At 76.1% G+C, this 20,144-nt stretch carries 18 protein-coding genes; 14 read left to right on the top strand and 4 right to left on the bottom strand.

Annotation, left to right across the window (positions count from 1 at the left end; translation table 11 throughout):
- Window positions 1-8 precede the first annotated feature (8 nt).
- Window positions 9-1,556, top strand: coding sequence for an FGGY family carbohydrate kinase (locus ACFYVJ_RS30685; RefSeq protein WP_388898390.1), 1,548 nt, complete (start codon window positions 9-11; stop codon window positions 1,554-1,556).
- Between the two features lie 18 nt (window positions 1,557-1,574).
- On the opposite strand, the gene ACFYVJ_RS30680 is transcribed toward ACFYVJ_RS30685, so the two are convergent.
- On the bottom strand, window positions 1,575-2,750 hold the full coding sequence (locus ACFYVJ_RS30680) for an endonuclease/exonuclease/phosphatase family protein (RefSeq protein WP_388898388.1): 1,176 nt from the start codon (window positions 2,748-2,750) through the stop codon (window positions 1,575-1,577).
- Window positions 2,751-2,940: 190 nt separating this feature from the next.
- Between ACFYVJ_RS30680 and ACFYVJ_RS30675 the strand changes: the two genes are divergently transcribed.
- Window positions 2,941-3,792, top strand: coding sequence for a glycerophosphodiester phosphodiesterase (locus ACFYVJ_RS30675; RefSeq protein ID WP_388898385.1), 852 nt, complete (start codon window positions 2,941-2,943; stop codon window positions 3,790-3,792).
- A gap of 152 nt (window positions 3,793-3,944) precedes the next feature.
- Window positions 3,945-4,895 carry a beta-ketoacyl-ACP synthase III gene (locus tag ACFYVJ_RS30670; RefSeq protein WP_388898382.1) on the top strand — a complete coding sequence of 317 codons (951 nt, stop codon included), beginning with the start codon at window positions 3,945-3,947 and terminating at the stop codon, window positions 4,893-4,895.
- 14 nt (window positions 4,896-4,909) lie between these two features.
- On the opposite strand, the gene ACFYVJ_RS30665 is transcribed toward ACFYVJ_RS30670, so the two are convergent.
- The 3 genes from ACFYVJ_RS30665 to ACFYVJ_RS30655 all read right to left on the bottom strand — a co-directional run bounded on the left by ACFYVJ_RS30665 (window position 4,910) and on the right by ACFYVJ_RS30655 (window position 7,365).
- Window positions 4,910-5,812, bottom strand: coding sequence for an aldo/keto reductase (locus tag ACFYVJ_RS30665; protein WP_388898380.1), 903 nt, complete (start codon window positions 5,810-5,812; stop codon window positions 4,910-4,912).
- A 63-nt stretch (window positions 5,813-5,875) separates the two neighbouring features.
- On the bottom strand, window positions 5,876-6,640 hold the full coding sequence (locus ACFYVJ_RS30660) for a hypothetical protein (protein WP_388898377.1): 765 nt from the start codon (window positions 6,638-6,640) through the stop codon (window positions 5,876-5,878).
- A gap of 32 nt (window positions 6,641-6,672) precedes the next feature.
- On the bottom strand, window positions 6,673-7,365 hold the full coding sequence (locus ACFYVJ_RS30655) for a hypothetical protein (protein ID WP_388898374.1): 693 nt from the start codon (window positions 7,363-7,365) through the stop codon (window positions 6,673-6,675).
- Window positions 7,366-7,579: 214 nt separating this feature from the next.
- Here ACFYVJ_RS30655 and ACFYVJ_RS30650 point away from each other — a divergent pair, with 214 nt between their 5' ends.
- The 11 genes from ACFYVJ_RS30650 (at window position 7,580) to ACFYVJ_RS30600 (ending at window position 20,075) form a co-directional block, all read left to right on the top strand.
- Window positions 7,580-8,866, top strand: coding sequence for a sulfite oxidase (locus tag ACFYVJ_RS30650; RefSeq protein ID WP_388898372.1), 1,287 nt, complete (start codon window positions 7,580-7,582; stop codon window positions 8,864-8,866).
- A 76-nt stretch (window positions 8,867-8,942) separates the two neighbouring features.
- On the top strand, window positions 8,943-10,160 hold the full coding sequence (locus ACFYVJ_RS30645; protein WP_388898370.1) for a cysteine desulfurase-like protein: 1,218 nt from the start codon (window positions 8,943-8,945) through the stop codon (window positions 10,158-10,160).
- A gap of 75 nt (window positions 10,161-10,235) precedes the next feature.
- Entirely contained in the window at window positions 10,236-10,754 is a 519-nt protein-coding gene (locus ACFYVJ_RS30640; protein ID WP_388898368.1) for a (2Fe-2S)-binding protein, read from the top strand.
- A complete protein-coding gene (locus tag ACFYVJ_RS30635) occupies window positions 10,751-13,129 on the top strand; it encodes a xanthine dehydrogenase family protein molybdopterin-binding subunit (protein ID WP_388898366.1) in 2,379 nt (792 codons plus the stop codon). Before ACFYVJ_RS30640 ends, ACFYVJ_RS30635 begins: the two co-directional genes overlap by 4 nt.
- Complete coding sequence (locus ACFYVJ_RS30630; RefSeq protein WP_388898364.1) at window positions 13,126-13,995, top strand: FAD binding domain-containing protein; 870 nt, start codon at window positions 13,126-13,128, stop codon at window positions 13,993-13,995. The genes ACFYVJ_RS30635 and ACFYVJ_RS30630 overlap by 4 nt, the downstream gene beginning before the upstream one ends.
- Window positions 13,996-14,040: 45 nt before the next feature.
- Complete coding sequence (locus ACFYVJ_RS30625) at window positions 14,041-15,051, top strand: AAA family ATPase (RefSeq protein WP_388898362.1); 1,011 nt, start codon at window positions 14,041-14,043, stop codon at window positions 15,049-15,051.
- Between the two features lie 5 nt (window positions 15,052-15,056).
- Window positions 15,057-16,328, top strand: a complete 1,272-nt coding sequence (locus ACFYVJ_RS30620) for a VWA domain-containing protein (protein ID WP_388898360.1) — start codon at window positions 15,057-15,059, stop codon at window positions 16,326-16,328.
- 28 nt (window positions 16,329-16,356) lie between these two features.
- Window positions 16,357-17,046 (top strand): SRPBCC family protein, encoded by a 690-nt coding sequence (locus ACFYVJ_RS30615; RefSeq protein ID WP_388898358.1) that lies wholly within the window; start codon window positions 16,357-16,359, stop codon window positions 17,044-17,046.
- Between the two features lie 138 nt (window positions 17,047-17,184).
- On the top strand, window positions 17,185-18,438 hold the full coding sequence (locus tag ACFYVJ_RS30610; protein ID WP_388898356.1) for an ROK family protein: 1,254 nt from the start codon (window positions 17,185-17,187) through the stop codon (window positions 18,436-18,438).
- 56 nt (window positions 18,439-18,494) lie between these two features.
- Window positions 18,495-19,088, top strand: coding sequence for an exonuclease domain-containing protein (locus ACFYVJ_RS30605; RefSeq protein ID WP_388898354.1), 594 nt, complete (start codon window positions 18,495-18,497; stop codon window positions 19,086-19,088).
- A gap of 54 nt (window positions 19,089-19,142) precedes the next feature.
- Window positions 19,143-20,075 (top strand): dihydrodipicolinate synthase family protein, encoded by a 933-nt coding sequence (locus ACFYVJ_RS30600; protein ID WP_388898352.1) that lies wholly within the window; start codon window positions 19,143-19,145, stop codon window positions 20,073-20,075.
- Window positions 20,076-20,144: the final 69 nt, after the last annotated feature.

Genomic DNA, 20,144 nt, shown 5'->3' with positions numbered 1-20,144 from the left:
GCCCCGCCATGACGACCGTGCTCGCCATCGACCAGGGCACCTCGGGCACCAAGGCCCTCGTCGTCGATCCGGAGGCACCGGACGGCGGCGACGGCGGCGGCGTGGTCGCCGTCGCCGAGGTGCCGGTGACGCCCGACTACCTGCCGGGCGGCGGGGTGGAGCAGGACCCGGCGCAGTTGCTCGCCTCGGTGCTGACCGCCGGGCGGCAGGCCGTGGCGGCCGCGGGCCGGCCGGTGCACGCCGTGGCGCTCGCCAACCAGGGTGAGACCGTGCTGGCCTGGGACCGCACCACCGGCAAGCCGCTGTCCCGTGCCGTGAGCTGGCAGGACTCCAGGTCGCAGCGGCAGTGCGACGCGCGCGCGGACGCCGCCGAGTGGGTCGCCCGGCGCACCGGGCTGGTCCTCGACCCGTACTTTTCCGCCCCGAAGATGGCCTGGCTGCGGGAGAACGGCGTCCGCGAGGGCGTCGTCACCACCACCGACACCTGGCTGCTGCACCACCTCACCGGCGCGTACGTCACCGACGCGGCCACCGCGAGCCGTTCGCTGCTGCTCGACCTCGACGCCGTCGACTGGGACCCCGAGCTGGTCGCCCTCTTCGGTCTCGATCCCGCCGAGCTGCCGCGGATCACCGCCTGCGACGAGGTGGCCGGCACGACCGCCGCCTTCGGCGCCGAGGTGCCGGTCGCCGGGCTCGTGGTGGACCAGCAGGCGGCGCTGTTCGGCGAGGGCTGCCTGACCGCGGGCACCGCCAAGTGCACGTACGGGACCGGGGCGTTCCTGCTCGCCAACACCGGCGAGGCCGCGGTGCGCTCCGGCTCCGGGCTGACCACGTCGGTCGCCTGGCGGGCCCGCGGCGCCACGCCGTACTGCGTGGACGGCCAGGTGTACGCGGCGGCCTCGGCGGTGCGCTGGCTGACCGAGCTGGGCCTGGTCGGCTCGGCGGCGGAGCTGGACGAGGTGGCGGCGGCGGACGCCGAAGGGGTGGTGTGCGTGCCGTCGTTCGCGGGCCTCGCCGCGCCCTGGTGGCGCTCGGAGGCCACCGCGTCGTTCGCCGGGCTGACGCTGGCCAGCCGCCGCGAGCATCTGGTGCTCGCCGTGCTGCAGGGCGTCGCCGCCCAGGTCGCGGAGGTCACCGGGCTGGTCGCCGCCGATCTCGGCGGCCCGCTCACCCGGCTGCGGGTGGACGGCGGGCTGACCCGCAGCCGCACGCTGATGCAGGCGCAGGCCGACCTCGCGCAGGTGCCCGTCGACGTCTACCCCTCGCCGCACGCCACCGCCCTCGGGGCGGCGGCGCTGGCCCGGATGGCGCTGGAGCCGGAGCTGCCGGCCGCGGACGCGGTGCCGCGGTGGACGCCGGGCAGGACGTACGAGCCGCGCTGGCCGCGGGCACGCGCGGAGGAGTTCCTCGACCGCTGGCGTACGGCCGCGGGCGCGGTGCTGCCGCGGCAGGAGGCGCCGGAGGCGGGGACCGTGCAGCAGGACGCCGTGCAGCAGGACGCCGTGCAGCAGGACGCCGGGCCGGAGGACGCCCCGCGGGAGGACGGCCGCGGCTGAGACGCCGGCCGCCGCCGTCTACCGCCCGCCGAGCCGCAGTTCGGCGACCACCCCCGCGTGGTCCGACGGCCAGAACCCCGTCGGCGCCGAGCGGTCCGCCTCCCGGTCGCCGACCACCTCCGCCGCGACCGCCCGCACGCCGTCCGGGGCGTACAGCACGTGGTCGATGCGGTGGGAGAGTTCGTTCCCGGCCAGCAGCGATCCGCTCTGCCCCGCCGTCCAGCCGCCCTCCGGGCCGCCGCCCGCCGCGGTCCAGGCGTCCGCGTACCCGGCTTCCGCGAGGATCCCGTAGGCGCCGGAGGCGTCGGTGGGGCGGGAGTTGAAGTCGCCGGTCAGGACGACGGGGTGCGGCGAGACGGCGAGCGCGGCGGCCAGCTCGCGGGCCTGGGCCGCGCGCACCTCGGGGGTGCCGAACGCCTCCAGGTGGGTGGTGGCGAAGCGGAACGTGCCGCCGCGCACCGTGACGTCCACGGACGACCAGCCGCGCGGCACCTCGAAGGAGAGGCCGGGGATCCGGGAGGGCAGGGTGGCCTTCGCGTCGTACGCCGCGGAGGTGGCGCGCGAGGTACGCGGCCGGGAGGCGGGCGGCCCATCGCGTACGACGATCACGTCCCGGTCGGTGAACCGCGCCTCCTCGGTGGCCGAGACGGGCATCCGGCCGGTGAAGTTGTCGTTCGCGGCGACGGCCCGGTAGGGGGTGCCGCGGGCCGCCAACTCGTCGAGCAGCAGCCGCAGGAAGTCGTAGCGGACCGTCAGTTCGCCGCCCGCGGGCCCCCGCTCCCAGCGGGCCACCTCCTGGAGCCCCACGACCTCGGGCGCGCGGGCCGCCAGCAGGTCGGCGAGGGCCGCCGCGCGCTCGCGGAAGTCCGTCGCCTCCATCGCCGCGTACACCTCGCCCGCGCGCGTGACCAGCTCGGCCTGGCTGCCCGCGTCGAACAGCGGCTTCAAATCGGCGCCCAGGTAGACGTTGTACGTGGCCACGCCCACGGCGCGCGCCCGGCGCCCGTCGCCGTCCTCGCGCGCCTGCCCGTCCTCCCGCGCCCGTTCCGTGCCCGGCGCGTCGTGCTCCCCCGGTCCGCCGTCCGGCTCCGGCCCCTGCCTGCCCGGTGCACCGCACCCGGCACCCAGCGCCGTGACCAGCGCCGCCAGCACCACCAGACCGGCCAGCTTCCCGCTGCGCCGTACGCTCCGCATCGCTCCGCCTCTCCCGCGCACCGCCGGCCACCGGGACCGTACGCGCACACCGCATCCCAGCATCCGGGACACCCCCGGGCAAGCATGGTCATGTCCCGACCACGGCCCCTTTACGTGATCGTCCGTCTTGTTTAACGTCACGTCTTCAGCCTCGGCAGCACCACCAACACCACGAGAGCGAAGGTCAATTGTGAAGCTCGTGAGATCCCTGCTGCGGGCGGCGCCCGTCCTCGCGGCCCTGACGGCCGCCGGCATCCTCGCCGGCGCGTCCGCCGCCCAGGCCGCGCCCGCCGGGCCCGACGTCATCGCCCACCGCGGCTCCTCCGGCGTGGCGCCCGAGAACACCGCGGCGGCGACCCGGCTGGCGGTCCGCCAGGACGCCGACTTCGTCGAGATCGACGTGCAGCGCACCAAGGACGGCAAGCTCGTCAACTTCCACGACTGCAGCATGGAGCGGACCACCGACATCGAGGAGGTCTATCCGGGCCGGCCGGGCTACCGCGTCTCCGACTTCACCTGGGCCGAGCTGAGCCGCCTGGACGCCGGCTCCTGGTTCTCCGCCAGGTACGCGGGCGAGCCGATCATCACCGTCGACCGCGTCATCGACCTCGTCGACCGGAAGTCCGGCCTGCTGGCCGAGATCAGCCCGTGCGGGCACTACGACGCGAGCCTGCCCGCCGACCTGGCCGAGCTGCTGCAGGCCAGGCCGAGCTACGTGCAGCGCGCGCTGGCGGACGGCCGACTGGCCGTCCAGTCCTTCGAGCTGGACGACGCGCAGGGCTTCAAGAACCTGATGCCCGAGGTGCCCATCGGCTTCCTCGACGCCGACCGCCCCACCGAGGCCGAACTGGTCGCGCTGAGCGAGTGGGCGGACCAGGTCAACCCGCAGTACACCGTCACCGACCAGGCCCTGGTCGACCGCGTCCACGAGCTGGGCATGGACATCAACGTCTGGACCGTCGACGAGCCCGGCGCGATGCGCAGGATGGCCGGTCTCGGCGTCGACGGCATCATCACCGACTACCCGCAGTCCCTCACGTAGGGGCACCCGGGAGGCGAGGCGGCGGCGCGGCAATGGCACACCCCGCCAAAGACCCGCGCCGCCGCTTTGCTGGATCTCCACTGCCCAACCCGGGGCACACCCGGCAGACTCGAAGGGCAGCGGACGACCAGTCACCCCAGCGGAGGCGGCCCATGACCGGATCGCGGATCCTCGCCCTCGGCCACTACCAGCCAGGCAAGGTGCTGACGAACGACGACCTGGCGAAGTTCGTCGACACGAACGACGAGTGGATCCGCAGCCGGGTCGGCATCCGCGCCCGGCACGTCGCGGCCGACGACGAGACCGTGGACATGATGGCCGCGCACGCCGCCGCCAAGGCGCTCGCCGGCGCCGGCACCAAGACCGAGGACGTCGACCTGGTCATGGTCGCCACCTGCACCGCCGAGCACCGGGTGCCGAGCATGGCCGCGCGGGTCGCGGAGCGGCTCGGCATCCCCTCGCCGGCCGCCATCGACGTCAACGTCTCCTGCTCCGGCTTCACCCACGCCCTCGCCCAGGCCGACCACACCCTCCGCGCCGGCGCCGCGAGCCGCGCGCTGGTCATCGCCGCGGAGAAGCTGACCGGCGTCACCGACTGGAACGACCGCTCCACCGCCGTCCTCACCGGCGACGGCGCCGGTGCCGCCGTGGTCGCCCCCGCGGCCGGGCCCGAGGACGCGGGTGCCATCGGCCCCGTCGTGTGGGGCTCCGCGCCCGGCATGGGGCCGGCGGTACGCATCGAGGGCTCGCCGCCCGTCTTCGCCCAGGAGGGCCAGGCCGTCTACCGCTGGGCCGTCAAGGAGCTGCCGCCGATCGTCCGCCGGGTCTGCGAGCGCGGCGGGGTGGCGCCGGCCGACCTCGCCGCGATCGTGCTGCACCAGGCGAACCTGCGGATCATCGAGCCGCTCGCGCGCAGCCTCGGCGCCCCGCAGGCGGTCGTCGCCACCGACGTCACCGAGTCGGGCAACACCTCGGGGGCGAGCGTGCCGCTGGCCTTCTCCAAGCTGGTGGCGCGCGGCGAGGTGGAGTCCGGCGCGCCGGTGCTGCTCTTCGCCTTCGGCGGCAACCTGTCGTACGCCGGCCAGGTCGTGCGCTGCCCGTAGCGCCCCCCGCCCGGTCAGCCGCCGAGCGCCGACAGCCGGGCGAACTGCTCGTCCGACAGCGCCACATCCCGCGCCGCCACGTTCTCCGCCAGGTGGTCGAGCGACGTGGTGCCCGGGATGGGCAGCACGTTCGGCGCCCGCCGCAGCAGCCAGGCCAGCGCCGTCTGCGCCGGCGTGGCGCCCAGCTCGGCCGCCACCTCCGCGACCGCGCCGCCGGGCGCGGCCAGCGTGCCGACGGCCATCGGGAAGTACGGCACGAAGGCGATGCCCTCGGCGGCGGTGTAGTCGACGACGGCCTCGTGCTGGCGCATCGCCAGGTTGTAGAGGTTCTGCACGGAGGCGATCGTGGCGATCTCGCGCGCCGCGCGCAGTTGGGCGACGTCGACCTCGGACAGCCCGATGTGCCGCACCTTGCCCTCGTCCTGGAGCTCCTTCAGCGTCCCGACCTGGTCGGCGAGCGGCACGTCCGCGTCGACGCGGTGCAGTTGGAACAGGTCGATGCGGTCCGTACGCAGCCGGCGCAGGCTCAGTTCCGCCTGCTGCCGCAGGTACGCGGGACGCCCCAGCGGCACCCACTGCCCCGGGCCCGGCCGGGCGAGCCCGGCCTTCGTGGCGACCACGACCCCCTCCGGGTACGGGTGCAGCGCCTCGGCGACGACCTCCTCGACGGCGCCGAGGCCGTAGGAGTCGGCGGTGTCGACGAGCCCCACGCCCAGCTCGACCGCGCGGCGCAGCACGGCGACGGCGCCGGCCCGGTCCCGCGGCGGCTCCCAGATGACCGCCTCCGACGGGAGGATGCCGGGGTGGTCGGTGAGCCGCATCGTGCCGTAGCCGATGCGGCCGACCGGCATGTCGCCGCCGATGTCGAACGTGGGGCCCGCGGCGCCCGGTACCGGTGCGGTCGGTGAGTGCGTCATGCGGCGACGCTACAACCTGAGGCGGCGCCCCGGCCCTCACCGACGCGGGGGAGCGCCGGGGTGTCAGCCGGCGGCGTTCGGGAAGAGCGTGGTGAACGGCTCCAGCATGCCCTCCGAGTCCCGGACGTAGGGCTGGTCGAACTCCCAGACCAGGAAGAGCAGGAAGGCCAGCAGCCCGCTGTGCAGCCCGGCGAGGATCAACTCGCGCGCCGAGCGCTGGATCTGCAGCGCGAAGACCATGCCCATGGCCACCAGGCCGCCGGCGATCAGCCCGAACCACACCAGCGACGGCATCGTCGGCCCCGAGTTCAACGCCCGTTCGTTGCGGGCCTCCTCGGCCGCGGCGATCTGGTCGCCCAGCGCGTAGGCGGCGCGGTTCTCGGCGTCGGTCTCCGGCGCGTACGCGAAGAGCCCGCGGCGCACCTCGTCGAGCAGTTCGTCACCGCGCTCGCTCAGCCCCTCGCCGTCCTGCATCGCCGGCCACTCCTCGTGCACCGCGTAGCCGACGTACGCCGCGATGTCCGCCCGGATCTCCTCGCGCACCGGGGCCGGGTACTCGGCGAGCCGCTCGCTCGTCTCGTGCAGCGCGAACGCCTCCCGCTGCACCGAGTCCTCCGCGCTGCCCTTCGCCTCCCAGACGCCGGCGATCGCCAGCCCCAGCACGATCGCGTACACCACCCCGATCATCATCGTCATGTACTCGATGACGTCGGGGGTCTCGGTGGGGTCGAACTCCTCGTCCGGGCGGCGGTGCCGGAGGACGGTGACGAGCACGACGACCGCGATGGCCGCGGCCATCGCGAGGGTGAGCATGAGCCATTCGGACACGGGCTGCCTCCGGCGGTCGGGCTGCGGGGCGGTCAGGAGCGGTTGCGGGCCGCCGCGCCCGAGCCGCTGAGCGCGGCGGCGGCGAGGATCGCGGGGGCGACGAAGAGCAGCGTTCTGGTGACGGGCGAGGTGCCCTCGTCGACTTCCCGGGGCGGCGGCTCGTGGTAGAGGGGCCGCAGCGAGGGCGAAGGGGTGGGGGAGGGTGCCGGGCTCGGCGTGCGGCTGGGTGAGGGGGAGGGCGTGGGGGTGGGCGTCGGCGCGGGAGCCGGGGCCACGGGCACGGTGGGCGGCGGCGCGGCCGGCTCGGGTGCGGCCGGCTCCGGCGGGTCGGGCGCGGGTGCACGCGGCGACGGCGCAGGCGACGGCGGGGGCGGCGTGGGCGTCGGGGTGGGGCTCGGTGTGGGTGTCGGGGTCGGCGTGGGCTCGGGCGGTGTGGGGGTGGGCGTCGGCGAGGGCTTCTTGCCGCACCCCTGCCGTACCGCCTCCCCGACGCCCCGCTCCCGCGCGATCCGCCCCAGCTCGTCCAGCGGCAGGTCCACGCCGATGCGCACGCACCCGTCGGCGGGCAGCGCCCACCCCCGTACGGCGGCGGTCCGCGGCGCGTCGGCGGCGGCGGGGCCGGCGGCAAGGGCAGCGCCGGCGGCCGGGCCGGTGGCGAGGGCCGCCAGCAGCACGGCGGCGCGTACGGCGGGCCGCGCCGCGCGCGGTGTCATCTCCCGTGTCACGGACCGAAGTTGCTCCGCGCCGCGCCCGGCTACGCCCCCCGTGCCCGCAATCCACCCGCAGGCGCGGTCCGCCGCACCCGTACCTCGCACGAACGCTCGTCACTCGCGCCCCGGTTCGCCACCGCGCGGGCCCCGCCCGCGGCCCGTACGCCCTCCGGGTGGTTTCACGAGTTCTTCACAAACAGGCAATGGCGTTCTGCGGACGGCCGCCCGGATGATCGACGTCATGCCGAAAACGCCGCCGTCCGACGAGACCTCGTACGACCGCCGCCGCCTGCGCCAGTGGCTCGACGGCGACGCCCGCACCCCGGGCGTCGCCCGGCGCGACATGCTGCGGCTCTTCGCCGCCGCCGGCGGGGCCGGCGCGCTGGGCGCCCTCGGCGCCACGCCCGCGGGAGCGGCGCAGGCCGCGCCCCGGGCCGCCGCCGGCATCGTCAAGCCGCTGCCGCCCGAGCTGTTCACGATCCGCGGCACCAACGCGGAGACCAACTGGCCCGCCCTGAAGGACACCGGCTACCTCACGCCCGCCGACCGCTTCTTCGTCCGCAACCACACCGCCACCCCCGTGCTCGACGCCGCCGACTGGAGCCTGCGCGTCTGGGGCGACGGACTGCGGGGCGGCGAAGCCGAGTTCGGGCTCGACGACCTCAAGGCGCTGCCGTCCGCGGTCAGGTCCGCGTTCGTGGAGTGCGCGGGCAACGGCCGCAGCTTCTTCGCCAGCCAGCAGGGCGGTACCGTCTCGGGCACCTCCTGGACCCTCGGCGCGATCGGCGTCGCGCGCTGGCGCGGCGCCCGGCTGGGCGACGTGCTGCGGCGGGCCGGGCTCACCCGGCACGCGGTCGACGTGATGCCGAGCGGCCTTGACGACGTGTACCTGGCGGACGGGATCGACCTCGGCCACGTGCGCCGCCCGCTGCCGGTGGCCAAGGCGCTGGACGACGTGATCCTCGCGTACGAGATGAACGGCGAGCCGCTGCCCGCCGACCACGGGCACCCGGTGCGCGTGCTCGTACCGTCGTGGGTCGGCATCTCCTCCATCAAGTGGGTCGGCGACGTGCAGGTCTCCGCCGAGCCGCTGTACTCCCCGTGGAACACCGACTTCTACCGGCTCTTCGGCCCCTCCTACCCGCCGGAGGGCAGCGAGCCGCTCAGCCGGCAGACCCTCAAGAGCGCCTTCGAACTGCCCTGGAACGCCACCCTCGCCGCCGGCGAGACCCACCGCCTGACCGGCCGCTCCTGGTCCGGCGCGGGCGGCGTGCGGGCCGTGGAGGTCAGCACCGACGGCGGCACCACCTGGCGCCGCGCCAAGCTCGCCGACGCCCCGCGCGCCGGCGGCTGGGTGCGCTGGTCGGCCACCTGGCGCCCGGAACGGCCGGGCCCCGCCGACGTACGCGCCCGCGCCACCGACGTGAGCGGCAGGACCCAGCCCGCGCAGACCGTCCACAACGACCAGGGCTACCTCTTCGACGCGGTCGTCCGGCACCCGGTCACCGTCGCCTGAGCCGCGGGCGGTCTCCCGCGCGCCGGGGGTGAGCGCGCACACTGGTGATCCCCCGGCACCAGGCAGGAGGCCGCCCGTGACGTACGACCTGGCCGCACTACGCGCCCGTATCCCGGCGCTGAAGGACGGGACCGCCTACTTCGACGGCCCCGGCGGCACCCAGACGCCCGCCCCCGTCATCGAGGCGATGGCGGCGGCGCTGGCCGCCCCGCTGTCCAACCAGGGCCACGTCACCGCCGCCGAGCGCAACGCCGAGGCGATCGTGGCCGGCGCCCGGGCCGCGCTCGCCGACCTGCTCGGCGTGCCCGCCGGCGGGGTCGTCTTCGGGCGCAGCGCCACGCAGCTCACGTACGACGTCGCCCGCACCCTCGCCCGCGCGTGGGGGCCCGGCGACGAGGTCGTCGTCACCCGCCTCGACCACGACGCGAACATCCGCCCCTGGGTGCAGGCCGCCGAGCGCGCCGGGGCAGCGGTGCGCTGGTGCGACTTCGACCCGGACACCGGCGAGCTGACGCCGGGGCACCTGGCCGCCGTGCTCTCCGAGCGGACCCGGCTGGTCGCCGTCACCGCCGCCGCCAACCTCCTCGGCACCCGGCCGCCGGTGCCGGAGCTGGCCCGGATGGCGCACGACGCGGGGGCGCTGGTCCACGTCGACGGCGTGCACTACGCCGCGCACGCGGCCGTCGACGCCGAGGCGCTCGGCGCGGACTTCGTCGTCTGCTCCCCGTACAAGTTCCTCGGCCCGCACCTGGGCGTGCTCGGTGCCCGTCCCGAACTGCTGCGCAGCCTCGCGCCGGACAAGCTGCTGCCCGCCACCGACGCGGTGCCGCAGCGCTTCGAGCAGGGCACGCTGCCGTACGAACTGCTGGCCGGGGCCCGCGCCGCCGTCGACTTCCTCGCCGGCCTCGACCCCGAGCCCGCCGCCGGCGGCGACCGCAGGGCGCGGCTGATCCGGGCGTACGCGGCGATCGAAGCCCACGAGGACGCGCTGCGGCTGCGCGCGGAGGACGGCCTGGCCGGACTGCCCGGCGTCACCCTGCGCTCCCGCGCCGCCCACCGCACCCCGACCCTGCTGCTCACCCTCGAAGGCCGCAGCACCGGGGACGCGTACCGCTTCCTGGCCGAGCGCGGCGTCAACGCCCCGTCCGGCTCCTTCTACGCCCTGGAAGCCTCCCGCCGCCTCGGCCTCGGCGACGGCGGCGGGCTGCGGGCGGGGCTCGCGCCGTACAGTTCGGCCGAGGACGTCGACCGGCTGGTCGCGGGCCTCGGGGAATTCCTGCGTACGACGGCCTAGTTCCCCCGCCCCGGATGCGGTCCTACAGTGGCGCACATCACAGCGCCACGGACCCGTCCGTTCCGGGGAGGGCACATGAGCCGCATCTCGGTCACAGTCGACGGCACGACCTACGAGGACGACGTGGAGCCGCGCCTGCTCCTCGTGCACTATCTGCGCGACCGCCTGGGCCTGACCGGCACACCCGTCGGCTGCGACACCGGCAACTGCGGTGCCTGCACGGTCGACGTGGCGGGCGCCAGCGTCAAATCCTGCTCCATGCTGGCCGTTCAGGCGGACGGGACGGAGGTGACGACGATCCAGGGGCTGGCCGAGGACGGCCGGTGGCACCCGCTGCAGCGCGCCTTCCACGAGGAGCACGGGCTGCAGTGCGGCTACTGCACGCCCGGGATGATCCTCGCCGCCCGCGACCTGCTGCGCGCCAACCCGCACCCGACCGCCGAGGAGGTCAGGCACGGCCTGGAGGGCAACCTCTGCCGCTGCACCGGCTACCAGAACATCGTGCGCGCGGTCCTGGCCGCGGCCGAAGCGGGAGCAGGGGCGGGAGCAGGGGCGGATGCCGGAGCCGGCGACGGCGGGGAGGCCGCCATATGACCACCGCAGAGCAGGCGGCACCCGCCATCGGCCGCTCCCACCCGCGCAAGGAGGACGCGCGCCTGGTCACCGGCCGGACGAGCTGGACAGACAACATCACCCTGCCCGGCATGCTCCACATGGCGGTGCTGCGCAGCCCGATGGCGCACGCCCGCATCGACCGCCTCGACCTCACCGCGGTCCGCGAACGCCCCGGCGTCGTCGCCGCGTTCCGCGCCTCGGACCTCGACGGCGAGCTGGGCTCCCTGCCCTGCGCCTGGCCGGTGACCGAGGACATCGTCCACCCCGACCACCCGCCGCTGGCCGCCGTCGAGGTACGCCACGCCGGCGACCCCGTCGCCGTCGTCGTCGCCCGCGACCGCTACGCCGCCGCCGACGCGCTGGAGGCCGTCGAGGTCGACTACACCCCGCTGCCGCCCGTGCTCGACATGGAGGCCGCGCTCGCCGACGGCGCCCCGCTCGTACACGCGGACAAGGGCACCAACCGCTGCTTCGACTGGCCGCTGGCGAGCGGGGACTACGCCGCCGCCAGGGCCCGCGCCGACGTCGTCGTCACCCGCCGCTACGTGCAGCAGCGCCTCATCCCCAACGCCATGGAGCCCCGCGCCGTCGTCGCCGCCCCCGCGGCCACCGGCGCCGACGAGTACACCCTGTACTCCGCCACCCAGATCCCGCACATCCTGCGCCTCATGCTCGCCGTCGTCACCGGCATCCCCGAGCAGAAGATCCGCGTCATCGCCCCCGACGTCGGCGGCGGGTTCGGCTCCAAGCTCCAGGTGTACGCGGAGGAGGCGCTGGCGCTCGTCGTCGCCAAGCGGCTCGGCCGCCCGGTGAAGTGGACCGAGTCCCGCTCCGAGGGCTACCTCGCCACCCACCACGGCCGCGACCAGATCCAGGACGTCGAGGTCGCCGCGACCCGCGACGGCAGGCTGCTCGGCATGAAGGTCGACCTGCTGGCCGACATGGGCGCGTACCTCATGCTCGTCACCCCCGGCATCCCCATCCTCGGCGCCTTCATGTACCCGGGGATCTACAAGATGGACGCCTACGCCTTCCACTGCACCGGCGTCTTCACCACCAAGACCCCCACCGACGCCTACCGCGGCGCCGGCCGCCCCGAGGCCACGTACGCCGTCGAGCGCGTCATGGACGAGCTCGCCGCCGAACTCGGCCTCGACCCCGTCGAGTTGCGCCGGCGCAACTGGATCGGGCACGGCGAGTTCCCGTACACCTCGGTCGCGGGCCTCACCTACGACAGCGGCAACTACGAGGCCGCGACCGACAAGGCACTCGCCCACTTCGGCTACGCCGCGCTCCGCGCCGAGCAGCAAGAGCGGCACGAACGCGGCGACACCGTGCGGCTCGGCATCGGCGTCTCCACGTACACCGAGATGTGCGGCCTGGCGCCCAGCCGCGTGCTGCGCGACCTGCGGTACGCGGCCGGCGGCTGGGAGGCGGCGAGCATCCGCATGCTGCCCACCGGCAAGGTCGAGGTGATCACCGGCACCAGCCCGCACGGCCAGGGGCACGCCACCACCTGGAGCCAGATCGCCGCCGACGCGCTCGGCGTGCCCGTCGAGGACGTCGACGTGCTCCACGGCGACACGCGCATCGCCCCGCAGGGCATGGACACCTACGGCTCGCGCTCGCTCGTCGTCGGCGGCGTCGCCGTGCACGAGGCGGCGGTGAAGGTCGTCGGCAAGGCGCGCCGGGTCGCGGCCCACCTGATGGAGGCGAGCGAGGAGGACCTGGAGTTCACGGCGGGCACGTTCGCCGTACGCGGCTCGCCGGAGGCGACGAAGACGATCCAGGAGGTCGCCTTCGCGACCTTCACCGGCCACGACCTGCCCGACGGCATGGAGCCGACCATCAACGCGGGACACGTCGTGGAGCCGGACAACTTCTCGTACCCGCACGGCACCCACCTCTGCGCGGTCGAGGTGGACACGGAGACCGGGGCGGTCCGCATCCGCTCGTACGTCGCCGTCGACGACGTCGGCAAGGTCGTCAACCCGCTGATCGTGGAGGGCCAGGTGCACGGCGGTCTCGCCCAGGGCATCGCGCAGGCGCTGTACGAGGAGGCCGTCTACGACGACGACGGCAACCTCGTCACCGGCACCCTCGCCGACTACCACGTGCCCGCCGCCCCCGACCTGCCCGACTTCGTCACCGACCGCACCGAGACCCCCGCCACGTCCAACCCGCTGGGCGTCAAGGGCGTCGGCGAGGCCGGCACGATCGCCTCCACCCCCGCGGTCGTCGGCGCGGTCGTCGACGCGCTGCGCCCGCTGGGCGTCACGGATGTGCGGATGCCCTGCTCGCCGGAGCGCGTGTGGCGGGCGATCCAGGACGCACGGAAGGGAGGCCCCGCATGATTCCCGCGGCATTCGACTACGTACGCCCCGAATCGGCCGGCGCGGCCGTGAGCGCGCTGGCCGAAGCGGAGGCCGCCGGGCTGGAGGCGAAGGTGCTCGCCGGCGGGCAGAGCCTGCTGCCGCTGCTGCGGATGCGCCTGGCCTTCCCCGACCTCGTCGTGGACGTCGGCCGGATCCCGGGGCTCCGCGGCGTACGCGACGACGGCGACGCGCTGGTGATCGGCGCGCTGACGACCCACCACGAGGTGCTCGCCGACCCGCTGGTACGCCGCCACGCCGGGCTGCTCGCCGCGGCCACCGCCACCGTCGCCGACCCGGCGGTGCGGCACCGCGGCACCCTCGGCGGCTCGCTGGCCCACGCCGACCCCGCGGCCGACCTGCCGGCGGTGGCGCTCGCGCTGGACGCCGAGCTGACCGCGGAGGGGCCCGGGGGCCGGCGGACGGTGCCGGCGCGGGAGTTCTTCACCGACTACCTGACCACCGTGCTGGCGCCGGGCGAACTGCTGACCGAGATCCGGGTGCCCAAGTACGACGGCTGGGGCTTCCGCTACGAGAAGTTCAGCCGGGCCGCGCAGGCGTGGGCCCTCGTCGGCGTGGCCGCCGCGGTGCGGCGGCACGACGGCGGGCGGATCGCCGAGGCCCGGATCGGGCTGACGAGCATGGGCCCGACGCCGGTGCGGGCGGCGGCCGTCGAGGCGGCGCTCGCCGGGGCCGATACGACGGAGGAGTCGGTCGCGGCGGCGGCGTCGGCCGCGGCGCAGGGCACGCGTCCGGCGGCGGACCTGTCGGGGTCCGCCGCGTACCGCGCGCATCTCGCCCGGGTGCTGACCCGCAGGGCGGTGCTCGCGGCGGCCGGGCCGGCGTGACGGGCGGCCGGAACGCGACGGCCGGTGCCCGAGGAGGCGAGCGCGGTGGGGCGTGAGGAACCGGCGGGGGAGCCGGAGAAGCGCGGGCCGCACGGCGGCGCCCGCGACGCGCGGGCACCAAAGTCCGTGCGGCCCGCGTCGGGGGCCGCACGGCCCGAAGCGGCAACGGGCGCGCGGCCCGCGTCCGTCGGGGAGCTGCGGGCCCGGCTGGAGGCGACGGGCTATCTCGCGGACGACGGCCTCGCCACCGCCTGCCACCTCGCCCTCACCCTGCACCGCCCGCTGTTCTGCGAGGGCGAGGCAGGCGCCGGCAAGACCGCGCTGGCCGCCGCCCTCGCCGAGGTCGTGGGCGCGCCGCTGCTCCGGCTCCAGTGCTACGAGGGCATCGACGCCGCCCAGGCGCTCTACGACTGGGACTTCCCGCGCCAGTTGCTGCACCTGCGGGCGGCGGAGGCGGCCGGCGTCACGGACGCGGGCCGCCTGGAGGACGAGCTGTACGGCGAGCGGTTCCTCGTCGCCCGCCCGCTGCTGCGCGCGCTGCGGACGAGCCCGAGCGTGCTGCTGATCGACGAGATCGACCGCGCGGACGACGAGTTCGAGGCGTTCCTGCTGGAGCTGCTGTCGGAGTACGCGGTGACGATCCCGGAGCTGGGCACGCTGCGGGCCGAGACCCCGCCCGTGGTCGTGCTCACCTCCAACCGCACCCGCGAGGTCCACGACGCGCTCAAACGGCGCTGCCTCTACCACTGGTTCGCGCACCCCGGCTACGCCCGCGAGCTGGCGATCGTCCGCAGCCGCCGCCCGCGGGTGGCGCGGCGGCTGGCGGAGCAGGTGACGGCGGCGGTGCAGCAGTTGCGCGGCCTGGACCTGGTCAAGCCGCCGGGGACGGCGGAGACGATCGACTGGGCGGAGGCGCTGGCGGCGCTCGGCGCGACGGAGCTGGACGCCGATCTGGCGGTGGCCACGCTGGGCTCGGTGCTGAAGTACCGCGAGGACACCGAGCGGGCGGTGGCACTGGACCTGCGGGGGCTGCTGGCCGCGGCCCGGGGGAGCTGACCGCGGTGGGGGAGCGGGGAGGAGAGAGGGACGGCAGGGGTACGGGCCTGGGCGGGCCGGACGCGGGCGCGCCGGACTCCGGCCGTACGGTCCCGGGCCCGGCCGCCACGGGCCCGGGCGCCGCCGCGGGCCCGGTCGCGACCGGAGCCTGGGGCGACGGCGTCGCCGTGCTCGTCGGGTTCGCGCGGGCGCTGCGGGCGGCGGGGGTGGCGGCCGACGGCGAACGGGTGCAGGCGTTCCTCGGCGCCGTCGACGCGCTCGGCACCGGACGGCGTGACGTGTACTGGGCCGGCCGGGTCACGCTCTGCGGCCGCGCGGAGGACCTGGCGCCCTACGACCGCGCGTTCGCCGTCTACTTCGGCGACCGCGCGGCGCCCCCGCGCCCGCCCCGTACCGCACCACCGCCCCGCGTCCACCGCACCGCCCCCGCCGCCGCCGAGGCGCCCGGCGACGACGGCGACCGCACCGGGCCCGCGGCGCCCGCCGCCGCCCGCGCCGGCTCCGCAGAGGTGCTGCGGCACCGCGACATCGCCGGGCTCACCGCCGCGGAGCGCGCCGAACTGCACCGGCTGCGCACGGCGTTCGCGCTCCGCGGCGAGCACCGCCGCACCGCCCGCCGCCGCCCGGCCCGCCGCGGCGCCGTCGACCCGCGGCGTACCGTACGGGAACTGCTGCGCGGCGGCGGCGAACCGGCGGCCCTGCGCCACCGCGCCCCCGTGCGGAAGCCGCGCCGCGTCGTGCTGCTCCTCGACGTCAGCGGCTCCATGTCCCCGTACGCCGACGCCCTGCTGCGCTTCGCCCACGCCGCCCGCCACGGCCGCCCTGCCCGCGCCGCCCCCGCCACCGAGGTCTTCACCCTCGGCACCCGGCTGACCCGCGTCACCCGGCAGTTGTCCCACCGCGACCCGGACGCCGCGCTGGCCGCGGTCGGCACCGCCGTGCCGGACTGGAGCGGCGGCACCCGGCTCGGCGAGACCCTGCGGGCGTTCCTCGACCGCTGGGGGCGGCGCGGCCTGGCCCGCGGCGCGGTCGTCGTCGTGCTCTCCGACGGCTGGGAGCGCGGCGACGTCACCCTGCTCGGCGCGCAGGCCCGCCGGCTGCACCGGCTGGCGCACCGGGTGGTGTGGGCCAACCCGCGCAAGGCGCGCCCCGGTTACGCGCCGCTCGTCGGCGGCATGGCCGCCGTGCTGCCGCACGTCGACGCCTTCGTGGCCGGGCACAGCCTGGCCGCGCTCGAACGGCTGGCGGCGGTGGTGCGGGGAGCGGCCGACGCATGACGACGAACCCGGCAACGAAGGGACCGCCATGGAGCTGCGGCACGAGTTCACCGTTCCCGTACCGGCCGACGAGGCGTGGCGGGCGCTGCTCGACATCGAGCGCATCGCGCCCTGCATGCCGGGGGCGGCGGTCGAGAGCTTCGACGGCGAGACGGTGCGGGGCACGGTGACGGTGAAGGTCGGCCCGATCACGCTCACCTACCGGGGCACGGCGTCCTTCCAGGAGAAGGACGAGGCGGGCCGGCGCATGGTGCTGTCCGCGAACGGCAAGGAGGCGCGCGGCACGGGCACGGCGCGGGCCACGGTCACGGGGGAGCTGACCGGGACCGGCGACGGCACGCGGGTGTCGGTGGTGACGGACCTGGCGGTCACGGGCAGGCCCGCGCAGTTCGGGCGGGGGGTGCTGGCGGAGGTGGGCGACCGGCTGGTGGGGCGGTTCGCGGAGTGCCTGGCGGGGAAGCTGGCGGACGGCGGCACGCAGGCGGTCGGCGAGGACGCCGTTGCAGACGCCGTACGCGCACCCGCGGCCGGAAGCGAACCCGCGTCGGCCCCCGGGCCCGCCGCGCCCGCCGCACGGACCCCCGCCCCCGGGACCGAGCCGCTGGACCTGGTCCGTACCGCCGGCGTCCCCGTCGCCAAGCGGGCCGCCGCCGGCGCCGCGGTCGCGGCGGCGCTCGCCGCCGCCCTGGCCGTACGCCGCGCGCGCCGCCGCCGCTGAGCCCGGCGCGGCTACCGCCCAACCCCGCCCCGCTCGGCGGTTGCCGGCTTCGCGTGGTACTTCTGTTCTCCGGAGGAGGAGCGCGCCGCGCCAGGCGGCGCGCGCGTACCGGCCGACGGGAAGGGAGCAGGGGGGACGATGGCGGCGAACCCGGCGAGCGCGGGCCGCCTGCTGCGCCTCATCCGCAGCGGCGAGGCGCCCACCCGCGCCGAACTGCAGCGGGCCACCGGGCTGTCCAGGTCCACCGTCGGGCTCCGGCTCGACCAGCTCTTCCGCGCCGGCTGGATCCGCGAAGTGGCCGGCACCTCCACCGGCGGCCGGCCCTCCGCCCGGCTGGAGTTCGACGACCGGCACGCCGTCGTCCTCGCCGCCGACCTGGAGACCCGGCACGGCCGGGCCGCCGTGCTCGACCTCGCGGGCAACTTACTGGCGGAGAAGACCGGCCCGCTGGTCATCGGCGACGGTCCCGAGCCGGTGCTGGAGGAGGTGTGCCGCTGGTTCGGCCCGCTGCTGGCCGAGGCGGGCGAGAGCGCGGCGCGGGTCTGCGGCATCGGCCTCTCCGTGCCCGGGCCCGTGGACGTCGCGGCCGGCCGCGTCGTGGAGCCGCCGATCATGCCGGGCTGGGACGGCTACCCCATCACCGGACACCTGCGGCGTACGTTCGCCGCCCGGCTGGGCGGCGCCCCGGACGTCCCCGTGTTCGTGGACAACGACGCCAACCTCATGGCGTACGGCGAACAGCGCGCCGGCTTCCCCGGCTGCGCCGCCTTCCTGCTCGTCAAGGCGTCCACCGGTATAGGCGCGGGCGTCGTCGTGGACGGCGGGGTCTACCGCGGCATCGACGGCGGCGCCGGCGACATCGGGCACATACGGCTGCACGACAGCCGGGAGGCGCTGTGCAGTTGCGGCTCGTACGGCTGCCTCGCCGCCGTCGCCAGCGGGCACGCGCTCGCCGCCCGGCTGGACCGCCTCGGCGTGCCCGCGACCTCCGGCTCCGACGTGCGCGACCTGCTGGCCGCCGGGCACCCGGAGGCGGTGCGGCTGGCCCGGGAGGCGGGGCAGCGGGTGGGCGAGGTGCTGGTCACGGTGGTCACGCTGCTCAACCCCGGGGTGCTGATGATCGCCGGCGAGCTGTCCTCGGTCCCGTTCCTCACCGGCGTACGCGAGCTGCTGTACCGGCGCGCGATGCCGCGGACCACGGCGCACCTCGACGTCGTCACCGCCCGGCTCGGCGACCGCTCGGCGCTCGTCGGCGCCGCCGCCATGGCCGTCGACGGCCTCTACGCCCCGGACCGCGCCGACGCCCGCCTCGCCGCCGCGGTCGCCGCCGCCCCCGGAGCCGCCGGCCCCGGTGGCGAAGCGGGCGACACGGCGGCACGCCACCCCGGTTGATCGTTCCGGGCGGCCGCGGCCGTACGCTGGCTGCCGCGCAACCGGAGGAGGGCCACGTGCCGTCAATCATCGTCTTCGACCTGGAGTTCACCACCTGGCCGGGGGCGCCGGAGCGGGACTGGTCGGCGCCGGGCGAGCTGCGGGAGATCGTGCAGATCGGCGCCCTGCGGCTGGACGCGGACTTCGCCGTGACGGACGAGTTCGAAATCCTGGTCCGGCCCGTCGTCAACCCGCGGCTGTCCCCGTACTTCAGCGAGCTGACCGGCATCGACCAGGAGACCCTCGACCGCGAGGGCCGCGACCCCGCGGCGGCGCTCGGCGACTTCCTCGGCTTCTGCGCGGGCCGCTCGGTGCTCTCCTACGGCAACGACATGATCGTGCTCGGCGAGAACGTCGGCTGGGCCAGGGCCCGCGGCGAGCAGGTCGCGCACGGCTTCCTCGCCAACGGCTTCCACAACGTGCGCCCCTGGCTCAACACCCTCGCCCCGCAGACCGCCTCGGTCAACTCCGGCAGGCTCTGGCAGGCCCTCGGCCTGTCCAGCCCCGCCGCGGGCGCCGAGCACTCGGCGCTCTTCGACTGCCACTCCATCGCCGCCGCCCTCCGCCACCTCCGCGCCGGCGGCGCCGCGCTCCCCGCCGGCTGGCTCTAGCGGCTTGCCCTCTCGGCCTCTTCCGGCCGCGCGCCGGGCTCGTACGCTCCAGGCATGACACCACTCAGAGCGAAGGACATCACCGGGGTCTGGGGAACGCTGCTGCTGCCCCTGGACGCCGGTGACGCGATCGACCGGGGCCGGCTGGCGGGGCAACTGGACGTGCTGCTGGACGCGGGTCTGCACGGGATCTACGCGCACGGCACGGCCGGCGAGTTCCACACCCTGACCGAGGACGAGTTCGACGGCATCAACGAGCTGCTCGCCGAGCGGTGCACCGCGGCGGGCGTGCCGTTCCAGATCGGCGCCTCCCACCCGGTGGCGCAGACCGCCCTCGCCCGGGTGCGCCGCGCCCGCGAACTGGCCCCCGGCGCACTGCAGGTGATCCTCCCCGACTGGCTGCCGCTCGCCGACGACGAGGCCGTCGCCTTCCTCGCCCGGATCGCCGAGGCCGCGGACCCGGTGCCGCTGGTGCTCTACAACCCGCCGCACGCCAAGACCCCGGTGTCGCCCACGCTGCTCGGCCGGCTGCTGGACGAGGTGCCCGCGCTCGTCGGGCTGAAGACCGCGGGCGGCGACGACGACTGGTACGCCGCCGTACGCCCGTACGCCGACCGGTGCTCCGTCTTCGTCCCCGGCCATCTGCTCGCCACCGGCGTCGCCCGCGGCGCGCACGGCAGTTACTCCAACGTCGCCGCCCTCGCCCCGGCCGGCTCCGTCCGCTGGTACGAGTCGATGCACACCGACCCGGCCGCCGCCCGGGACGTCCAGCGCCGGCTGGCCGAGCTGTTCCGCCGGCACATCGCGCCGCTCCAGGTCCGCGGCCTGTCGAATCCGGCGCTCGACAAGTTCCTCGCCGCCGTGGGCGGTTGGGCCGACACGGGGGTGCGCACCCGCTGGCCGGCCACCCCCGCGCCCGAGGACGCCGTGCTCCCCGCCCGCCGCGACGCCCACGACCTGGTCCCGGAACTTTTTTCTCTCGGATGACAAAGTATGGACAGGCCCGGACGAAGTCTTTAGGCTCAGCGCCGCACCCGCCCGGAATCCGAAGGTTCT

Origin of the sequence: Streptomyces sp. NPDC004134 (genome assembly GCF_042874195.1) — a bacterium.
Taxonomy (GTDB): Bacteria; Actinomycetota; Actinomycetes; order Streptomycetales; family Streptomycetaceae; genus Streptomyces.
This window is presented reverse-complemented; position numbering and strand designations above follow the sequence as displayed.

Excerpts from the sequence above, each read along its gene's own strand:
- ACFYVJ_RS30685 (WP_388898390.1), top strand. The coding sequence starts at position 9 with ATGACGACCGTGCTCGCCATCGACCAGGGCACCTCGGGCACCAAGGCC.
- ACFYVJ_RS30680 (WP_388898388.1), bottom strand. The coding sequence starts at position 2,750 with ATGCGGAGCGTACGGCGCAGCGGGAAGCTGGCCGGTCTGGTGGTGCTG.
- ACFYVJ_RS30670 (WP_388898382.1), top strand. The coding sequence starts at position 3,945 with ATGACCGGATCGCGGATCCTCGCCCTCGGCCACTACCAGCCAGGCAAG.
- ACFYVJ_RS30665 (WP_388898380.1), bottom strand. The coding sequence starts at position 5,812 with ATGACGCACTCACCGACCGCACCGGTACCGGGCGCCGCGGGCCCCACG.
- ACFYVJ_RS30650 (WP_388898372.1), top strand. The coding sequence starts at position 7,580 with ATGATCGACGTCATGCCGAAAACGCCGCCGTCCGACGAGACCTCGTAC.
- ACFYVJ_RS30640 (WP_388898368.1), top strand. The coding sequence starts at position 10,236 with ATGAGCCGCATCTCGGTCACAGTCGACGGCACGACCTACGAGGACGAC.
- ACFYVJ_RS30635 (WP_388898366.1), top strand. The coding sequence starts at position 10,751 with ATGACCACCGCAGAGCAGGCGGCACCCGCCATCGGCCGCTCCCACCCG.
- ACFYVJ_RS30630 (WP_388898364.1), top strand. The coding sequence starts at position 13,126 with ATGATTCCCGCGGCATTCGACTACGTACGCCCCGAATCGGCCGGCGCG.
- ACFYVJ_RS30615 (WP_388898358.1), top strand. The coding sequence starts at position 16,357 with ATGGAGCTGCGGCACGAGTTCACCGTTCCCGTACCGGCCGACGAGGCG.
- ACFYVJ_RS30610 (WP_388898356.1), top strand. The coding sequence starts at position 17,185 with ATGGCGGCGAACCCGGCGAGCGCGGGCCGCCTGCTGCGCCTCATCCGC.
- ACFYVJ_RS30600 (WP_388898352.1), top strand. The coding sequence starts at position 19,143 with ATGACACCACTCAGAGCGAAGGACATCACCGGGGTCTGGGGAACGCTG.